The 17,428-nt window shown below is 48.0% G+C and carries 19 protein-coding genes; 2 read left to right on the top strand and 17 right to left on the bottom strand.

All coding sequences use genetic code 11. The annotated features are described in order from the left end of the window. Positions 1-2: 2 nt before the first annotated feature. The 9 genes from fabF to MLD56_RS09685 all read right to left on the bottom strand — a co-directional run bounded on the left by fabF (position 3) and on the right by MLD56_RS09685 (position 7,368). A complete protein-coding gene (gene fabF, locus MLD56_RS09725; RefSeq protein ID WP_029515005.1) occupies positions 3-1,241 on the bottom strand; it encodes a beta-ketoacyl-ACP synthase II in 1,239 nt (412 codons plus the stop codon). Between the two features lie 228 nt (positions 1,242-1,469). After that, the gene (locus MLD56_RS09720) at positions 1,470-1,703 is read right to left on the bottom strand and encodes an acyl carrier protein (protein ID WP_007429985.1); all 234 of its coding nucleotides are present in this window, start codon (positions 1,701-1,703) and stop codon (positions 1,470-1,472) included. A 108-nt stretch (positions 1,704-1,811) separates the two neighbouring features. Further along, positions 1,812-2,561, bottom strand: coding sequence for a 3-oxoacyl-[acyl-carrier-protein] reductase (gene fabG, locus MLD56_RS09715; RefSeq protein WP_029515006.1), 750 nt, complete (start codon positions 2,559-2,561; stop codon positions 1,812-1,814). Between the two features lie 50 nt (positions 2,562-2,611). Next, complete coding sequence (gene fabD / locus MLD56_RS09710) at positions 2,612-3,556, bottom strand: ACP S-malonyltransferase (protein ID WP_029515007.1); 945 nt, start codon at positions 3,554-3,556, stop codon at positions 2,612-2,614. Between the two features lie 81 nt (positions 3,557-3,637). Continuing rightward, positions 3,638-4,627 carry a beta-ketoacyl-ACP synthase III gene (locus MLD56_RS09705; protein WP_029515009.1) on the bottom strand — a complete coding sequence of 330 codons (990 nt, stop codon included), beginning with the start codon at positions 4,625-4,627 and terminating at the stop codon, positions 3,638-3,640. Positions 4,628-4,635: 8 nt separating this feature from the next. After that, complete coding sequence (gene plsX, locus MLD56_RS09700; protein ID WP_029515010.1) at positions 4,636-5,628, bottom strand: phosphate acyltransferase PlsX; 993 nt, start codon at positions 5,626-5,628, stop codon at positions 4,636-4,638. Then, positions 5,612-6,208 carry a transcription factor FapR gene (fapR, locus tag MLD56_RS09695; protein ID WP_029515014.1) on the bottom strand — a complete coding sequence of 199 codons (597 nt, stop codon included), beginning with the start codon at positions 6,206-6,208 and terminating at the stop codon, positions 5,612-5,614. Before fapR ends, plsX begins: the two co-directional genes overlap by 17 nt. 281 nt (positions 6,209-6,489) lie before the next feature. Beyond that, on the bottom strand, positions 6,490-6,663 hold the full coding sequence (rpmF, locus tag MLD56_RS09690; protein ID WP_007429979.1) for a 50S ribosomal protein L32: 174 nt from the start codon (positions 6,661-6,663) through the stop codon (positions 6,490-6,492). Positions 6,664-6,849: 186 nt separating this feature from the next. Further along, positions 6,850-7,368, bottom strand: coding sequence for a YceD family protein (locus tag MLD56_RS09685; protein ID WP_029515015.1), 519 nt, complete (start codon positions 7,366-7,368; stop codon positions 6,850-6,852). Positions 7,369-7,724: 356 nt separating this feature from the next. On the opposite strand from MLD56_RS09685, the gene MLD56_RS09680 reads away from it, so the two are divergent. Beyond that, entirely contained in the window at positions 7,725-8,960 is a 1,236-nt protein-coding gene (locus MLD56_RS09680; protein ID WP_241113501.1) for a nucleotidyltransferase, read from the top strand. Here MLD56_RS09680 and MLD56_RS09675 read toward each other — a convergent pair. Next, positions 8,950-9,981, bottom strand: coding sequence for a YlbL family protein (locus MLD56_RS09675; RefSeq protein WP_029514737.1), 1,032 nt, complete (start codon positions 9,979-9,981; stop codon positions 8,950-8,952). The two genes, MLD56_RS09680 and MLD56_RS09675, sit on opposite strands and share 11 nt — an antisense overlap. Before the next feature lie 197 nt (positions 9,982-10,178). Here MLD56_RS09675 and MLD56_RS09670 point away from each other — a divergent pair, with 197 nt between their 5' ends. Continuing rightward, positions 10,179-11,462, top strand: coding sequence for a nucleoside recognition domain-containing protein (locus MLD56_RS09670; RefSeq protein ID WP_029514738.1), 1,284 nt, complete (start codon positions 10,179-10,181; stop codon positions 11,460-11,462). On the opposite strand, the gene coaD is transcribed toward MLD56_RS09670, so the two are convergent. From coaD to MLD56_RS09635, 7 genes are all read right to left on the bottom strand, one after another. After that, positions 11,425-11,946 (bottom strand): pantetheine-phosphate adenylyltransferase, encoded by a 522-nt coding sequence (gene coaD / locus MLD56_RS09665; protein WP_029514739.1) that lies wholly within the window; start codon positions 11,944-11,946, stop codon positions 11,425-11,427. The genes MLD56_RS09670 and coaD overlap by 38 nt on opposite strands. After that, positions 11,939-12,580 carry a 16S rRNA (guanine(966)-N(2))-methyltransferase RsmD gene (gene rsmD / locus MLD56_RS09660; protein WP_029514740.1) on the bottom strand — a complete coding sequence of 214 codons (642 nt, stop codon included), beginning with the start codon at positions 12,578-12,580 and terminating at the stop codon, positions 11,939-11,941. The genes coaD and rsmD overlap by 8 nt, the downstream gene beginning before the upstream one ends. Positions 12,581-12,893: 313 nt before the next feature. Beyond that, positions 12,894-13,016 (bottom strand): cyclic lactone autoinducer peptide, encoded by a 123-nt coding sequence (locus MLD56_RS09655; protein ID WP_023988155.1) that lies wholly within the window; start codon positions 13,014-13,016, stop codon positions 12,894-12,896. A gap of 5 nt (positions 13,017-13,021) precedes the next feature. After that, complete coding sequence (locus MLD56_RS09650; RefSeq protein ID WP_029514741.1) at positions 13,022-13,537, bottom strand: accessory gene regulator ArgB-like protein; 516 nt, start codon at positions 13,535-13,537, stop codon at positions 13,022-13,024. Beyond that, a complete protein-coding gene (locus MLD56_RS09645) occupies positions 13,530-14,162 on the bottom strand; it encodes a hypothetical protein (RefSeq protein WP_029514742.1) in 633 nt (210 codons plus the stop codon). The genes MLD56_RS09650 and MLD56_RS09645 overlap by 8 nt, the downstream gene beginning before the upstream one ends. A 171-nt stretch (positions 14,163-14,333) precedes the next feature. Further along, entirely contained in the window at positions 14,334-15,452 is a 1,119-nt protein-coding gene (locus MLD56_RS09640) for an acyltransferase family protein (RefSeq protein ID WP_209948013.1), read from the bottom strand. Between the two features lie 138 nt (positions 15,453-15,590). After that, a complete protein-coding gene (locus MLD56_RS09635; RefSeq protein ID WP_029514744.1) occupies positions 15,591-17,408 on the bottom strand; it encodes an APC family permease in 1,818 nt (605 codons plus the stop codon). Between the last annotated feature and the right edge of the window lie 20 nt (positions 17,409-17,428).

The following is a 17,428-nucleotide window of genomic DNA, read 5'->3' as shown; positions in this document are numbered from 1 at the left end:
CCTTATGCTTCATATTTTTTTAGAATAACCGTAGCATTGTGACCGCCAAAACCAAAGGAATTGGACATAACCACATTCAGTTCCGCTTTTCTCGGCTTATTAGGTACATAATCAAGATCGCATGCCGGGTCTTGATTATCCAAATTAATCGTTGGCGGAATCGTCTGATGCTGAAGGGCGAGACCACAGATCACGGCTTCAACGCCGCCCGCTGCACCCAATAAATGCCCTGTCATCGACTTAGTTGAGCTGATCGCTACCTTATAGGCATGATCTCCAAGCGTTTTCTTAACTGCTTCCGTTTCGGATTTATCACCGACTGGCGTAGACGTACCATGTGCATTGATATAATCAATCTCTTCAGGATTCAATCCAGCGTCACGGATCGCCATTCTAATGCAGCGTGCTGCTCCCTCTGGATCAGGCTCTGTCATATGATGAGCATCGCCAGAAAGACCGTAGCCAATCACTTCACCGTAAATACGCGCACCACGCTTCAAAGCATGATCCAACGATTCCAGAATAAGAACACCAGAGCCTTCGCCCATAACAAACCCGTCTCTTTCGGTATCAAAAGGGCGGCTTGCCTTTTCAGGCTCGTCGTTACGCGTGGACATCGCTCGCATGGAACAAAATCCAGCCATACCAATCGGACGGATAGTCGCCTCAGCTCCTCCGCAAATCATGGCGTCTGCGTCACCGCGCTGAATCATGCGGAAGGAATCGCCAATAGCATGACTGCCCGTGGCACAAGCCGTAACTGGTGATGTATTTGGGCCTTTAGCACCGAGCGAAATCGACACTTGACCGGAACCCATATTAGCAATCATCATCGGGATGAAGAAAGGGCTTACGCGTTTAGGTCCTTTTTCAATCAGTGCGTTGTGCTGATCTTCCCAAGTTCCCAATCCGCCAATACCGGAACCGACAGATACACCAACACGCTCAGCTTCCGCATTTTCTCCGATTACAAGTCCGCTGTCCTCAAGCGCCAATTTACTAGCAGCAACCGCAAACTGCACAAAGCGGTCCATTTTACGCGCATCCTTACGTTCAATATAATCCTCTGGATTAAAATCTTTAATGGAAGCGGCTATTTTCGTAGTGTACTCACTTGTATCGAAAGCTTCGATTTCACTGACGCCGGATTTTCCGGCCATCAGATTATCCCATAGTGTGTTCAAATCCTGTCCCAGCGAAGTGATTACACCCATTCCTGTTATGACAACACGTTGTTTCAAAGATAATCACCTCTATGTCTACTGCATATTGTATTTTAAGACCGCACACTTTTGTGCGTAAAAATAATATAGAATCAACTAAAGTTAGTAATGCGGCATACTTCTCAGCCTTTGACTAAGTTAAGCTGAACCAAACTCAAAAACACGCAGCAATTCCGCCTTTAGTTCAATCTGTATAATTAGGAGAAAGTCCCGCCTGTAACAGAACGGGACTTTTGATGACATGAATTAGGTATGAGATTGTATGTACTTCACAACTTCACCTACAGTTGTAATTTTCTCTGCATCTTCATCAGAGATTTCCATATCAAACTCATCTTCCAATTCCATTACCAATTCAACTACATCGAGAGAATCAGCGCCTAAATCATCTTTAAAAGATGCTTCAAGTGTAACTTCGGCTTCGTCGGCTCCCAAACGGTCAACGACAATGCGTTTTACGCGCTCCAATACATCGGACATCCGGCTCACCTCCTCTTAGGTATTATACGAAAATTACAATTAAAATGCCATAGAAGAGAGTTTTCTTTGACAACTCTTCATCGGGGCATGCAGATTGGCAACATGCTACTACATATACATGCCGCCATCCACATGCAAAGTCTGGCCCGTCATATATGAGGAAGCATCCGAGGCCAAGAACAGCACCACATCAGCAATTTCCTCAGGCCGTCCAAGACGGGCCAGCGGAATACCGCTAAGCATATTGTCACGCAAATCATCAGCCAGTACCTGCGTCATCTCAGTATCGATGAATCCAGGAGCCACGCAGTTCACTGTAATACCTCTCGAAGCAAGCTCTCGAGCAGAGGATTTGGTAAGACCAATCACCCCTGCTTTAGCAGCAACGTAGTTGGCTTGTCCTGCATTGCCAAGGACACCAACCACGGAGGAGATATTGATAATTCGGCCAGAACGCTGTTTCATCATTGGACGTGTTGCCGCCTTAAGACAATTAAACACACCCTTCAGATTCGTTTCGATCACCTGATCGAATTCCTCTTCCTTCATGCGCATGATTAAATTATCTCTTGTTATGCCGGCATTATTCACCAGGATGTCAATCTTGCCCCAAGCGCCAATCACATCCTTGATCAACTGATCTGCTTCGTCAGCGCGACCGACATTAGCCTGAACTGTAATAGCCTCCACACCTTTGGCACGAATCTGCTCAGCTACCTCAGTCGCAGCCGCTTCACTACCAGCATAGTTTACCGCCACATTAGCGCCTGCATCAGCCAGCGCCAGCGCGATACTACGGCCAATTCCGCGCGACGCTCCCGTAACGAGCACCGTTTTTCCACTTAATGGCTTAGACATCATAGTCCTCCCTTGCAAGTATATAACCCGTTAAGGCAATGATTATACTTTTAACGGGCCTCCAAGGCTTCCGTTACAGAAGCAATCGACTCCAGGCTACTTATATTATACAGCTTAACCGTTTTGTCGATTTTTTTAACCAGTCCAGTCAAAACACTTCCCGGTCCAAACTCAACAAAAGTGTCAACACCTTGTTCCAGTAGCCATGCTACACTGTCTTCCCACAGTACCGGAGAATAGACCTGATCCACCAACAGTTGGCGGATTTCATTCCCCTCACGTACAGGTTTAGCTGTTACATTGGCCACCACCGGAATCTGAGCTTCAGAGAAAGTTACAGTCCCCAACTTGTCTGAGAGCTTGGTCGCTGCTTCCTTCATCAATGACGAGTGGAAAGGACCGCTAACCTCCAGAGTAATAGCACGCTTGCCGCCTGCTTCCTTCACACGTTCAGCGACAGCAGCTACGCCTTCCTTCGTACCAGATACGACAATCTGTCCGGGACAATTGATGTTGGCTAGTTCGACCAGTTGACCAGACTCCGTAATATCACGGCACAATGCTGCCAATGCTTCACGATCAGCTCCCAACACAGCAGCCATACCGCCTTGTCCATCAGGAATAGCCTGTTCCATAAACTGACCACGTGCACGAACAGTCTCAACCGCATCCGCAAATGCAAGGACACCTGAAGCAACTAGCGCGCTGTACTCTCCTAGACTGTGCCCAGCTACATAATCGGGATGAATGTCCATTTTTTCCTTGAACGCTTCATACAGTGCAATGCTCGCCGTTAACAGTGCAGGCTGCGTATTGGATGTTTGCTTCAAAGCTGTGTCTGGCCCTTCAAAAACCAGTGTGCTTAGTGCGAACCCTAACCGTTCGTCCGCTTGGCGAAATACTTCTGTTGCAGCTGGAACTGCTTCATAAGCATCTTTAGCCATACCTACAGCTTGTGAACCCTGACCGGGGAATATAAATGCCGTTTTGCCCATCGTGTATGCACCTCTCTATATCCAATGCTTGTCCTGTAAAACACTACACAAATTCAATATTATACTAAAAATCCCATCTTATTACCAGACAAGAACCGACGCTCCCCAGGTCAAGCCACCGCCAAAGCCCACCATTAATACACGGTCGCCTTCCTTCATGCGGCCTTCCTCAGCTGCTTCTACTAGGGCGAGAGGGATTGATGCTGCGGATGTATTCGCATATTTATGAACATTAACAACTACCTTTTCCTCTGGCAAATCCAGACGTTGCATCGCCGATTGGATGATGCGAACATTGGCTTGATGTGGAACGAACAGATCAATATCATCTTTGGACAGCCCTGCTTTTTCCAACACATCAACCGTTGCCGTTCCCATAACACGAACCGCGAACTTGAACACTTCGCGTCCGTTCATGTAAATATAGTGCTGTTTATTCTCCAGTGTGTCTGCACTCGCAGGCAAACGCGAGCCACCAGCTTCCAGCTTAAGCAAGGTTCCACCTGCACCTTCAGCCCCGAGATCAAAGGATTGGAATCCTCTGCCTTCAGGCACTTCGCCAATCACTACAGCTCCTGCACCATCTCCGAATAGGACACAGGTATTGCGGTCGGTATAATCTGTAATCCGAGAAAGACAGTCTGCCCCAATGATTAACGCATTATTATAAATACCTGTCTTAATGAAGCTCGTTGCCGTAGCCAGTCCGTATACAAAACCCGAGCATGCCGCAGACAAATCGAAAGCCGCTGCGCCTTTGGCTCCCAGTTTGTCCTGAAGAATGCAGGCAGTTGACGGAAACGCCATATCCGGTGTAACCGTAGCTACAATAATTAAATCCAGATCCTGTGCCGTCATACCCGCGGACTCCAACGCCTTAATTGCTGCTTCATAAGCTAAATCAGATGTAGCCTGCTCTGGAGCTGCAATATGGCGCTCCTGAATCCCTGTACGGCTGACAATCCATTCATCACTTGTTTCTACGATTGCTTCCAAATCTTTATTGGTCAGAATTTTCTCAGGTACGTATTTCCCTGTTCCGATAACACCAACCGGCCGTAATTTATTCATATCGTCACTCACTTCCTGCTGATTTCCTTGGATATACTTTCCACCAACCGGTTTTGCAAGGCCGTACGAGCCTGCCTTACCGCATTTTTGACGGCAACGCCGTCAGACGAACCGTGACTTTTCAGGACGAGTCCACTCAAACCCAGCAAAGGAGCCCCGCCATGCTCTTTATAATCCAATTTACCTTTCAGACTGCGGAGCTCAGGCATAATCAAGGCTGCCGCAAGCTTGGTCTTCAAGGATTTGGTGAATTGCTCTTTTAAGAGAGAAAATATGGCCCCCGCTGTACCCTCTAGTGATTTTAGCATGATATTTCCAGCAAATCCATCACACACCAGTACATCGCAATTTCCAGTTAACACATCTCTCGATTCAACATTACCCACAAAATGGACAGGTAACTGCTCAATAAGTGGAAATGCCAACTTCGTCAGTTCATTGCCCTTCCCAGCTTCAGTCCCCACATTCAGCAGACCCACCCTTGGAGAAGCCACACCGTGAACTTTCTGACGATACAAGCTCCCCATCAGTGCATACTGGGCAAGATGCTCAGGCTTGGCATCCATATTGGCTCCCAAGTCAAGCGCCAGAATACCCTGATCGTCAATCGTCGGTATCATCGGCGCGAGAGCCGGACGTTCAATGCCCTCCATTCTTCCAACCACCAGCAACCCCGTGGTCATTAGCGCGCCTGTATTACCTGCAGATATCATGGCATCCGCTTCGCCTTCTCTGACCATTCGACCAGCTACGACCATTGAAGCATCCTTTTTGCGGCGCACTGCCTTTACAGGCTCGTCCTGCGCATCTATCGTTTCGGATGCATGGCGAATGCTGAGGTTCGTCGGCAACGCTCTACCGTTCAGAACCGATTCAATTCGTTCCCGGTCACCAACCAGCGTAATGTCCGTATCCTTCCATTCCGCCGCCGCAGATAGCGCGCCCTCTACTGTCGCCTCAGGAGCATTATCTCCCCCCATGGCATCAATGGCGATCCGCATGCTGACTTCCTCCTTCGCTATACTCTTCCTCCGTGGAGCGATAAATGACAAAGTTGCCTTGGAACACCATTTCTTCTCCTACGTAGGCGAAAACTTCCACTTTAGCCTTCCCTTTTTGTTCTGGATTTGAACGTACATATGCCTTGGCAATGCACTTTTCACCTAAATGAACCGGGCGGACAAAGCGTATATCCGCTGATGCAGTCAATGCTATCTCATCATTAATCACAGCAACGGCCAATGAATTGGCCTGAGCAAATACATAATGCCCCCGCGCAATGCCAGTACGCGAAAAAACATGTTCCTCTTTAATCTGAAAAATCGAAATACCGCTTCGATCCAACTGCAGATCAACGATATCCCCGATCACTTCATGCAAAGGCAAGGAACGAACCTGGTCGTAGGAGCGCTCAGCCATCAGCTTTAGCCGTTCCCGCAATTCCGGGATTCCCAGCTCCATCCGGTCCAGCCGAATAGTCTGAATACTCACCTTCAGCTGTCTTGTCAATTCCTGATCCGTTACGAATGGATTATCATCAATTAATTGAGTCAGCCGCTGCTGTCTCTGTCTCTTCGGCAAACGTTCGATGTCAGTGACGCCTCCTTTCCCTACAATAAACCATCGTTCAGACGACAGTTCGGGTTACTTTACTTCACTTTCTAACGGCGAAACTTCAAGCCGATTTGTCTTCTTGTATGTATAAAGGAACCCCTTCGGCCCTTCTTTCTTAGAACCTGGTACTAAAACAGTATATAGCATGCTGACGTAAAAAGGAAGCATGCAGACAAAAAAAGTAGCGCCTCACTGAAGTGAAGCGCTACTTTTTCTGCGAAGATTCCAAAGAATCCGCTTATCGGACATTATTGAGAGATGATCTCTCTAGCTTTGTACGTTCCGCAAACTTTGCACACATGGTGAGCAAGTTTCAATTCGCCGCATTCGGAGCATTTCACCATACCTGGTACCGCCAGTTTAAAGTGAGTACGACGTTTGTCGCGACGAGTTTTGGATGTTCTCCGTTGAGGTACTGCCATTATTCCCACCTCCTTAACCAGATCAACCCCGCATAACGGGTATGACTTCTTATCTCATTCAAGACTGAAGAAAATGCCAGAAGCAATTATCTTACAGCCGGTGAATCAAGCCTGCAACATCCACGCATCGGTTCAGTAACTCTCCGGCACAAGCGGATGATGATTTTTCAGAATTGAACTCAATTCTCATTTAAAAAAATCCTTAAGCCCTGCCAGACGCGGATCAATCTTTTCCGTATCGCCATCGCTACTGTCATCGGAGCCAATACTCCAGTTTTGTCCGGTCTTTGGTGCGATTCCCTGACAATCCTCACTGCACAAAGGCGCAAACGGCACATGCAGCACAAACAGTTCTTCACAATACGGTGCAATGTCGAAGGAGTCCTCCGTCACTGCGATAAAATCGCCGTCTTCATCCTCCTCTTCAACACTCGAAGAGGTTTGCTTGAACCGTTCACGGAATTCAATCTTTAAATCCTCGTGCATCGGGCTTAAACAGCGTGAGCAGAGCATGTCCAGACCTGCGGTCAACGTGCCTTCCACGCTCATCAACCCTTGACCCAGACTAACGGCGACCAAGTCGGTCTCCAGCGGGGAAACGGCCGTAACATCAGCACGATCATCCACCAATTCACTCACATTAAGAGATTCACGGATAGGAAAAGGACCGTCACTTGTTGCTACTTTGCGAAAAAATAGTTGCATCACTATCACTCCAAACAAACAAAAATTATTATACCGACTGATCGAGTCGTTTGTCAACACCTTTCACTTTACACCACTCACAAATCCACCGGTTTTCCAATGGTTCGACAAGTTTTATGCAGAAGCAAAAATGCATTGTGCTAAACATGTACTGATGAGTATTCGTACCCCCGCCACTCTTCGTGTACAATAATGCGAGTATAAAGCTTTTTCGTCCAGGTCTCAATGGTCTTGTTCATGCCGATGCTGAAAAATCAGTATAGCTGCCCTGAAAACAATCATTCACGGGTACTTAACCATTATTGTCAAAATAGTTATCCAATAAGCTACTATAAGAAAGGAGCCGACATACGGTCTTGAAAACACTCGGTATGATTGTAGAGTACAATCCCCTGCATAACGGACATGTCCATCACTGGGAGGAATCTCTTCGCATCACTGGTGCACAGCGCACAGTGGCTGTGATGAGTGGTCCTTTCCTTCAGCGAGGTGAACCCGCGATTACAGACAAATGGTCCCGCACCGAAATGGCACTCGCCATGGGTGTGGACCTCGTTCTGGAGCTGCCTGTGGCCTATGCCGTCCAGCCTGCAGAATGGTTTGCCCGCGGAGCAATCGCCCTGCTCCATGCGACAGGCATCGTAGACGCGCTCTGCTTCGGCAGCGAGAGCGGAGACATCGCCCCGCTGCGCGCGCTGGCCCGCGTGCTGGCGGCAGAGCCGGCCGAGCTCAAGGCCGGCATCGCGCAGCGCCTGAGTAGCGGCGCGAGCTATCCCGCTGCCTACGCGGGAGCCGCAGCCGCGCTCGCGGCCGAAGGAGCGGACGGCGCTGCGCTCGCCGCCCTCATGCAGCAGCCCAACAATACGTTGGGGCTGCATTACTTGATTGCGCTGGAACGGCTGGGCAGCACAATCAAGCCCTTCACGGTAGCCCGCACGGGATCGGGCTACCATGAAGCCGTGGCCCCTGCGGACGGAGTCATCGCCAGTGCCACGGCCATTCGCCGTCTGCTGCTGGACGGCGGGCCGGAGGCCGCGTCGCCATACATACCTGCGGCGACACTGGGGATTTTACGGCGCGAGTGGCAAGCCGGACGCGCACCGCTGCATTGGGAAGCGTTCAGCCAGCCGCTGCTGAACGCCCTGATCACACGTAGCTCGCAGCAGCTGGCGGAGCTGCACGAGGTCACCGAAGGGCTGGAGCATCGTCTGCGACAATCGCTTTACACGCTGCCCCAGCCCTCTGTGGAGGCCCTGCTCGCCGCGATCAAGACAAGGCGCTATACTCGTACGAAGCTCCAGCGGATGTGTGCACATATTTTGCTAAATCATGCCAAATCCGATATGACTCCGGCTGAGCTGGCGAAAGGTCCGGGCTATATCCGCGTGCTTGGCTTTAACAGGGCTGGACGCGAACTGCTGGCACGTATGAAGCAGACAGCCACCCTTCCGGTATGGGTCAAGCTGTCTGCCGGATCACATCCTCATCTGGACTGGGATACAGCCGCAGCCGCCATACATGCAGCCGGGATGCCACGCCCCGCCATCCGCGACATGTATGCTGATTACTTGCGACCGCCTATTATGGTTTGATGGGCAGCTTTTCCATATAATTCAGCGCATCGCCAAGTTTGCGAACCGGAACAAGCTTCATCCGGGTTCCAATTTGCTCAGCTTTGGTCTTGGCCTCTTTATAATTATCCGCAGGGACGAAAAACAAATCCGCACCCTGACGGTCAGCAGCAACTATTTTATACTTTGCACCACCAATCGCTCCAACCTGACCGTCCTTATCAATGGTACCCGTACCGGCTACACGATATCCCTTACTCAAATCACCTGGTGTCAGTTGGTTATAGATTTCCATGGTAAACATCAAACCTGCCGAAGGACCGCCAACATCCGTAGATGTAAAATGAATCGTTTTACGTCCATCCTTCGGCTCTACCTTCTGTACCGTGGCAATACTGACGCCAAATCCGGAACGTTGCTTGCCCGTCTCACTGTCCGTAATGGTCGTTAAAGGAGCTTGCACGGACAGCAACTTTCCATCGCGCTTTAGCTTCACTTTAGCCATTATTCCCGGTTTTTCGTCCTCCAAAGCCTTCCGAATGGAACGATTATCGGTCACCCTCACGCCGTTCAGCTCCAATATTTCATCCCCGGGGTCAAACACGCTGCTCGATCCCGGGACCTTAAATACATACACGTAATCCGGCACAATGCGATAGGGGACATGGGCACGGGTGTAGGCAGCCTCCATCGCGGAAGATTGGGAATCCCCCATATACCATAACTGTTCTGCCGCATACTCGTCTTCACTTTTTCCATGCAGACGATCCTCTTTGCGCTGAATCTCCGAATTGCGGTCCAACTTGGACAGACCCAACATGATAACATTGGCATAACGCGCCGATACCGTCGTCATCATAAAGGCCCCCCGTTCGATGCTGTCACCCTCCCGGACTCTAACCATCGGTTTGATCTCATTTGCCCCACCTGGTCCGTAGATCAGATAAGGGGTTGGCATATAGACCAGCACATAGACCATTGCAGCCAGCATTAAGACATAACCGGTTGTAAAAAAAGCTCTTTTCCGGTTTATTCGTTTCATTGCTTCTCCCCCCTTCCAGCCTAACTTCTCCCATCTTATCCAAGTGCCTCTGTGCACCTGTTCTCAAGCCTTTCAAAAAAGCATACATTATTTACGACAACGTATACGAACAACCTATCCCAAGACAGCGAACGTGAATAAACGCTGGAGATAGCATCCGACTCTCCTTAGCATATTTATGAGAGGTGAATTTTTTGATGCAAAAGGAAGCCCATTCCGCTCCTTATTGGACAACCGTACTGCTTGGCCTCGGAGCCATTTTGCTTGTACTGGCTGTTGTCGCCTCACCAGAAAAAGTATTTCAAGCCTCTACTCAAGGCCTTAAGCTATGGTGGAATATTATTTTCCCAGCTATGCTACCTTTTTTGATGCTGTCCGAAATGCTCATCGCCTTTGGTCTAGTACATGGACTAGGTGTCCTGCTGGAACCGTTTATGCGATTCTGGTTCCGTCTACCCGGACGAAGCGGCTGGGTGTTGGCCCTCGGCCTGACCGCGGGATTCCCGGCTGCTGCGGAAGCAGTACGCCAATGGTCACAACAGGAAGATATGACCGCGCTTCAGCTTCGACGTCTAACCGCCATCGCTCATTTCTGCAATCCGATTACCATCCTGCTCGTCATCGGGACAGGGCTACTGCACAATGCTGCCGTAGGCGTGATGTTACTTGCCGTTCACTGGATTTCCGGGCTGCTGGCAGGCTGGATCACCGCCAGACTACCTGTACCGTCCAAAGAATTGCAAAAACGGGAAACGCCAGCTGCCCTTCGGCGCACCTCAGTTTCCCGTACTTCTCCCTCCCTGATCCGATCCGCATGGGAAGCTACCCGTTCTGCCAGAGAACGGGACGGCCGCAGCTTCGGAAAACTGTTGGGCGAAACCGTATCCCATGCTGTACAGACGCTGATGGTGACAGGTGGATTCATTATTTTCTTTTCCGTACTGATTCGACTGCTGTCCATATACACAGGCCAAGGATCGCTTTCTTTCATATGGCCTGCTTGGATGGAAATCCATCTGGGTTCCTATGAAATCAGCCGTCTGCCCTACGATCTCCGTACACAAGCAGCGCTGATCAGTGCTGTGTTGGGCTGGGGCGGCCTGTGCGGCTGGCTTCAAATTACCGCCGTCACCAGACCTTCCGACAAGGGTATCACCTTCACCTTGTCACGAGTGCTCCATGGGATCATTGCTTTTGGACTTACCTTGGCGACATGGGTCCCGCTTAACCGCATCGTCAGCAATACAATTCCCGCTTACGTCAGTCGCAGTTCTGTGTCTTCTTTTGCGGAAAGCGTAAATGAATCCGCCACGCATCCTGTCATGGCCGAAGCCAGCAGCTTACTAACACAAATAGAAGGAACATCTATGTACCCCTGGCAACTAACCGTACTGTCCATTGCGCTGCTGGGTACAATTATAGTTACCCTGCTGGCCTTTTCCTTTATGACTTCATGGTGGAGCCGCCGCGATTTGCGTTGACCTTTGCACGCAGCGCGTCTTCCACCTCCGGTGCCACCAGATCTACAACCTTGCCATCAAAATGCGCAATTTCCTTCACCATACTGGAACTCAGATATGAATAAGCCGGATTGGTCATCATAAAGATCGTTTCCGCATCCGGGTTCAGCTTATGATTTGTAGAGGCTAATTGCAGCTCATATTCAAAATCAGTCACCGACCGGATTCCTCTGACAATAACTTGGGCCCCTTTTTGACGTACATAATTAGCTGTCAAATCACGGAAGCTGTCCACCTCAACGTTCGGGATATTGCGAGTTACCGTTCGCAGCAGCTCCATTCGTTCCTCAAGTGAAAACAGCGGATTTTTACTAATATTGTTAAGAACCGCGACAATCAATAGATCAAACTGTCTGGCTGCTCTTTGAATAATATCCTGGTGCCCCATTGTCACAGGATCAAAGGTTCCCGGATATACGGCAATACGTGGTTTGTGCTCAATCATGATGGTCCTCCCCGTCTGATTCGATGATGCCGAACTTGACCACTCCGGCTTCTGTATGTTCTTCGACATCCGATAAAGCATCGGCTGCAAAATGATAAATGGATAACGCCGTTTCCCCATAGACTGCTTTTCTAACCTGTTCGAACGGCCCGAAGCTTTCCGGATATTCATGTCCCGATTCATACTCCAGCACGATGATTGCATCTGAACGAAGCAAGTTCAATTCAACCATACGGCTCATCAATTCATCTCCGTGTTTGAGACGATAGGGCGGATCCAGAAAAACAGCATCAAAAAGAGCTCCACGTTTTGCCAGCGCCTTGAGCGCTCGTCCGGCATCATTGCGGAACACTTCAGCCTGTCCTTCCAATCCAGTTTTTCGCAAATTTTCTTTAATGACATCAATGCTTTTGGATTCCATATCAATAAAAACAGCCTTGTCCATCCCCCGGCTAAGCGCCTCTATACCTAGGCCGCCACTGCCAGCAAACAGATCAAGTGCGACTCCCCCATCAAAATAAGGACCTATCATGCTAAATAGCGCTTCCTTGACCTTATCCGTGGTTGGCCGCGTCCCTGTGCCGGGAACTGCCTTTAACGGCCTTCCTTTGGCACTACCTGATACCACTCTCACGCTGAAACTCACCTATTTTCTATATGTGTTCATAACCATAGATTATGACGCTATCGTACCACATGCACCGCCGTTTGAAAAACTTAGGATGAGGCAGGTATAAAAAACCATTCCCTGGGCATCCTTAGGATATCGGCATTCAACCAATGTCGTAGACAACCGCGGAGAAGACTTACGTTTCCCCATAAGCTCTTCGTCCGGTTTCTCCTCTCCCATTCGGGCGCTCTTTAAATGGAGCGCCTGATTTTTTTTGCATAAAAAGAAGCTGCTTAATAGCAGCTCTATGTATCATTTTTCTATCTCGGCATTTTGTTTATTTCAGTAGTTCCTCGGGTGTATCCCCTTGATAAACATACACGTAACTCGCCACTGATACAGCAAATGTAGCAAACATAGACAACGATGTGGCTAACCCATATACCATTTTTCTCATCATTCCACTCACCTCCTTCCCCGGATCAATGTTAGGCTTTGGACCAAAAAAGCAACAGCCACTACAGAGGAACCGATTACAAAATTAGTACATACAAGCAAGGAGGATAACAGCCGCAAGAAGGGATAAAACCGTACTGGAATGCGCGACTGCTTTTCAATTCTGGACGGGGCAAAACATAAAACGAAAATGAGAGCTATTCCGGTAAACAGGTTTGTCCACCCACTATTTAAGGCAATGCAGGATATGTAAGTAAAAGCTGCTGAGGTCACCAACACACATGTCATGCCCGTTTTCAAATGAATGCCTCCTGACATTTGGCGCAGTAGGGCGAAAGCGACGAGAATCGTAACAGCCTCTACCATACGCCCCGTGAAGAATGAGGCGAATAGTGTCAACACAATGATCAGGGACGCATTCAGAATGAGAGCAAGTGCGTATTTAAGTACCGCGACAGAGGCCGGATGATCAGGCACAGTACGTTTGATCTGGTTAGCAAGTTTGAAAGCCATCGCTTCAATCATCCCGGTATTCCTTTCCGATTGCATAATAGATGAAAAATCCCGAAACCAGTGCAAAAAATATCATACTTAACCATACCTCGTTATAGTAGAGCACAATAGAAGTTGAAATGAGAGACAGGATAATCAGCGTGATGACAATGCCATATTCCTCTTTGAACTTAAGCTTCTTGAAATTAGGGGAAAAGCCGATCCCTTTTCGATACAACATCAATGAAATAAGCAGTCCTACTGCTGCGCTTACCACTTGTAGCAGATAGCCCTTCAAGGACCCATCCTGCAGCTCAGAAACCGGAAGATTGCCGAACATGACTTTTAAGAGTACCGACTGAACAACGGCATATGCAAAATAACCTGTAACCGTCATAATACCGGACCACACAATCGGAATCTTCACGACCGTAGCGAGTAAAAAAATAAAAAGCAGCATATTTACGACAGGCACCAAATACGAAAGGGAAAACTCCTCTCTAAGCATATAACTTTGCATATTCATAATCAGGTTAACAAAAATGGCCTGCCATAGATAAGGGGTCATTTTAACTTTAAAAATACTCAAAATAAGCGCAAAAACAGCGACTCCCTCAAGTGTGGAGAAAAGCAAAAAGCCGATTGGCTTCAAAAGCATGCGTGCATCTCCTTTACAATTCCAACAAACCTCATCGGTGTATTCAAAAACTTGGATGTACATCGAATATAAAGGGCTGGGAGCTACTTTTCAAGAGGTCTTTTCAATTATTTCATAAATTTATTCAAGCACTTCAACCAAATGTTATCGGATGCCACTTCAAGCTGTAGCTTAGGCAACACTTTCTTTGACCGAATCTCCCTGCTTGCGCACAGGCTTCATACGTGATATAAGCTTTTTCCCCCAACGGATGCCGGGCTGTTCAATCCACGAGTAGGTAAACCAAGATAGTCCGATGGTGACTAGCAACGTCATGATAAACATAAGTGTGAGGCTGACTAGGGGAGCAAAAGGTATTTTAACCTGTACGACTAGTCCCAGAGCCAGCATATGCGTCAAATACATGCTGTAGCTAAGGCGGCCGATCCATGACCATACCCGATTAAGCAGCCATATCGGCTGCCAGTGATACAAAGCATACGCTCCCAGCAGCAACCCGACACCTATGAGAACATCGGTCATGCCTTCTAAAAATGAAAATAGCACAGAAACAAGCAGCAAAACTCCACTGACTCGGTCTATACTTTTCCAATGCCGCTCGTCTTTCCAAATGAAAAACAACAATATACCTAGCCCAAAGACAGGCAATTGATTCGGAAACCATAAATACAGATAGTGCCCCCATAAAGAGTGATCACTAATCCATGGATATTGAACACTTACCGTATTTAGCCCCAAGCTTACCACAAGCGCCATCACGACAAACCACGTCGCATGGCGGACGGATCGGATTAGCTTAAATAATAGAGGGATAAACAGATAAAACATACATTCCACCGCAATGGACCATTCCACACCGATAATGCTGTTGATCCAGTACGGATTCAGACCATTCAGAAACAGGACATGAGCTGCGATATTGGCGGCAGTGACTCCCTCCTGATCCCCAAGCCAAAATCGTGGACCTGTCCCGTTCACAACTAAATAGATTCCTAACATCACGTAATACAAAGGAGCAATCCGAAAAAAACGACGCATCAGGTAAGCTGAAATTCTTTCACTCTTGTTACCCGAACGTCTGCTTAAGGACAAAAATAGCGTAAAAGCGCTGGCCATATAAAATAAAGCGACACCTTTGGCTCCTATACTCAAGCCTTTTTGCAACCAACCGTTTAATCCGTCCACATGCTGGCTGACATGCACAAGTAAAACTCCAATAATAGCCAGCGCCCTTAGCGTATCTACAAATTGCAGCTTGTCATCTTCCATTTTCCCCTTAGCTTCGGGCATCGTATCCCTCCATAACAGCCTCAAATGATACATTTTGTATCTATAATACACAAAATGTATCACTAAAGTAAATATCCTCGTTATGCAAAAAAACACCTTCCGACCGCAAAGAAATGCGGCCAAAAGATGTTCATTTGGTCATTTGTTTAAATGAAAAGGTACGGTCGTTACGATCACGTCTTTATAATTAATTAAATAAGCTCTCATCAGTAAGCTGGTCTGATTGTGTAGAATATTTTCCCACCAGTGCTTGGTGATGAATTGTGGAATGAGAACAGTGATATGGTCCTCGTCTGCTTTTTTCCACTCTACTGTATCGATGAACTTGCGAAGCGGATTAATAATGCTGCGATAACGGGATTTCAGTACGACCAAACGTATACCGACATCCCACTCTTCCCATTTCTGTTCCATTTTGCGAATTGCATCATCATCCACACCCACATATACGGCAACCACATTGTCCGACAAGGTTTTGGCATAGCTGATCGTATTCATGACGACTCGCGTAATGCCTGCCACCGGAATAATAATCGTATTGCCTTTCACCATAGGTTTATCCTTGGTAATATCAATGCGCAGTTGTTCAGCCGTATTTTTGTAATGCCTGTTGATCTTCATAAAGAAATACAGAACCAAAGGCAGGAAGATAAAGACTACCCACACCTGGCTAAACTTGGTGAAGATAAAGATGAGCGTAATCGACAGCGTGGTCAGCATCCCAACCGTATTAATAGCAAGTTTGACAATCCAGCCTGGCGGTTTGAGCTTGATCCAGCGAATCATCATACCAAGCTGTGAAAGGGTAAACGGGATAAATACCCCTACTGCATAAAGCGGGATCAGATTTTCTGTGTTACCGCCAAATACGATGACCAGCAATGCCGAGAAGATACTCAGAAACAAAATACCATTAGAGTATCCGAGCCGATCTCCACGAACCATGAACATGTGCGGCATGTATTTGTCCTTCGCGAGCATAAAAGCAAGCAATGGAAAGGCCGAATAGGCTGTATTCGCCGCCAAAAACAAGATGAGCGCCGTTACACCCTGAATGATGTAATACATCACACCGCGCCCGAAAGTGGCGTTCGCAATTTGCGAAATGACCGTTTCATGCGGATTAGGACGAACACCGTACCAATAAGCCAGCAAACTGATTCCGATAAACATACACCCGAGAATCAAACCCATCATCATTAGTGTAGTTGCTGCATTTTTGGCAGCTGGCTTGCGGAAGTTCGGAATGGCATTCGAGACAGCTTCTACCCCAGTTAACGCCGAGCAACCCGAGCTGAACGCCTTCAGTAACAGGAACAGGCTGACGTTGGATACCGTAGCTCCAAATTGCGGTGCTGCAGCATGAGCTCCCCCTGCCACGTAATGAATGATACCGCTAATAATCAAAACAAATATGGCAACAACAAATAAGTAAATCGGTACAGCCAGCACTGAGGCAGATTCTGTTACTCCGCGCAAGTTCATAATCGTCAAAAAGATGATCATAATTAGAGCAATGGCGATCCGATGATCATGTAACGATGGGAACGCCGATGTAATGGCATCTGTACCTGCTGATGAGCTAACTGCTACCGTCAGAATATAATCGACCAGCAAAGAACCGCCTGCAATCAGACTCGGACTCTTTCCCAAATTGTCCTGTGCAACAATGTACGCTCCTCCGCCACCAGGATAGGAAAAAATGGTCTGTCTATAAGACAGGATCAGAATGATCAGCAAACCCAATACCGCAATGGATATAGGAATGGAATACCATAGGGCAGCAAAGCCGGCTGTAATTAAAACCAGCAGAATTTGCTCCGTTCCATAAGCTACAGAGGATAAGGCATCTGAGGACAGAATGGCCAGTGCCTTGAGCTTATTCAGCTTCTCATCTTCAAGGGCCGTCGACTTTCGCGGACGACCGATTAATAATCTTTTGACTTTGCTCAGCATTTCGTTGACTCCTTCTTTGG

This window comes from Paenibacillus peoriae, assembly GCF_022531965.1.
Classification (GTDB): Bacteria; Bacillota; Bacilli; order Paenibacillales; family Paenibacillaceae; genus Paenibacillus; species Paenibacillus polymyxa_D.
The sequence above is the reverse complement of the archived record's forward strand: the minus strand, read 5'-3'. Positions and strand labels throughout refer to the sequence as shown.

Coding starts and splice junctions, on each gene's coding strand:
- MLD56_RS09720 (WP_007429985.1), bottom strand. CDS start 1,703: ATGTCCGATGTATTGGAGCGCGTAAAACGCATTGTCGTTGACCGTTTG.
- fabG (WP_029515006.1), bottom strand. CDS start 2,561: ATGTCTAAGCCATTAAGTGGAAAAACGGTGCTCGTTACGGGAGCGTCG.
- fabD (WP_029515007.1), bottom strand. CDS start 3,556: ATGGGCAAAACGGCATTTATATTCCCCGGTCAGGGTTCACAAGCTGTA.
- MLD56_RS09705 (WP_029515009.1), bottom strand. CDS start 4,627: ATGAATAAATTACGGCCGGTTGGTGTTATCGGAACAGGGAAATACGTA.
- plsX (WP_029515010.1), bottom strand. CDS start 5,628: ATGCGGATCGCCATTGATGCCATGGGGGGAGATAATGCTCCTGAGGCG.
- rpmF (WP_007429979.1), bottom strand. CDS start 6,663: ATGGCAGTACCTCAACGGAGAACATCCAAAACTCGTCGCGACAAACGT.
- MLD56_RS09685 (WP_029515015.1), bottom strand. CDS start 7,368: ATGCAACTATTTTTTCGCAAAGTAGCAACAAGTGACGGTCCTTTTCCT.
- MLD56_RS09675 (WP_029514737.1), bottom strand. CDS start 9,981: ATGAAACGAATAAACCGGAAAAGAGCTTTTTTTACAACCGGTTATGTC.
- MLD56_RS09670 (WP_029514738.1), top strand. CDS start 10,179: ATGCAAAAGGAAGCCCATTCCGCTCCTTATTGGACAACCGTACTGCTT.
- coaD (WP_029514739.1), bottom strand. CDS start 11,946: ATGATTGAGCACAAACCACGTATTGCCGTATATCCGGGAACCTTTGAT.
- MLD56_RS09655 (WP_023988155.1), bottom strand. CDS start 13,016: ATGATGAGAAAAATGGTATATGGGTTAGCCACATCGTTGTCTATGTTT.
- MLD56_RS09650 (WP_029514741.1), bottom strand. CDS start 13,537: ATGATTGAAGCGATGGCTTTCAAACTTGCTAACCAGATCAAACGTACT.
- MLD56_RS09645 (WP_029514742.1), bottom strand. CDS start 14,162: ATGCTTTTGAAGCCAATCGGCTTTTTGCTTTTCTCCACACTTGAGGGA.
- MLD56_RS09640 (WP_209948013.1), bottom strand. CDS start 15,452: ATGCCCGAAGCTAAGGGGAAAATGGAAGATGACAAGCTGCAATTTGTA.
- MLD56_RS09635 (WP_029514744.1), bottom strand. CDS start 17,408: ATGCTGAGCAAAGTCAAAAGATTATTAATCGGTCGTCCGCGAAAGTCG.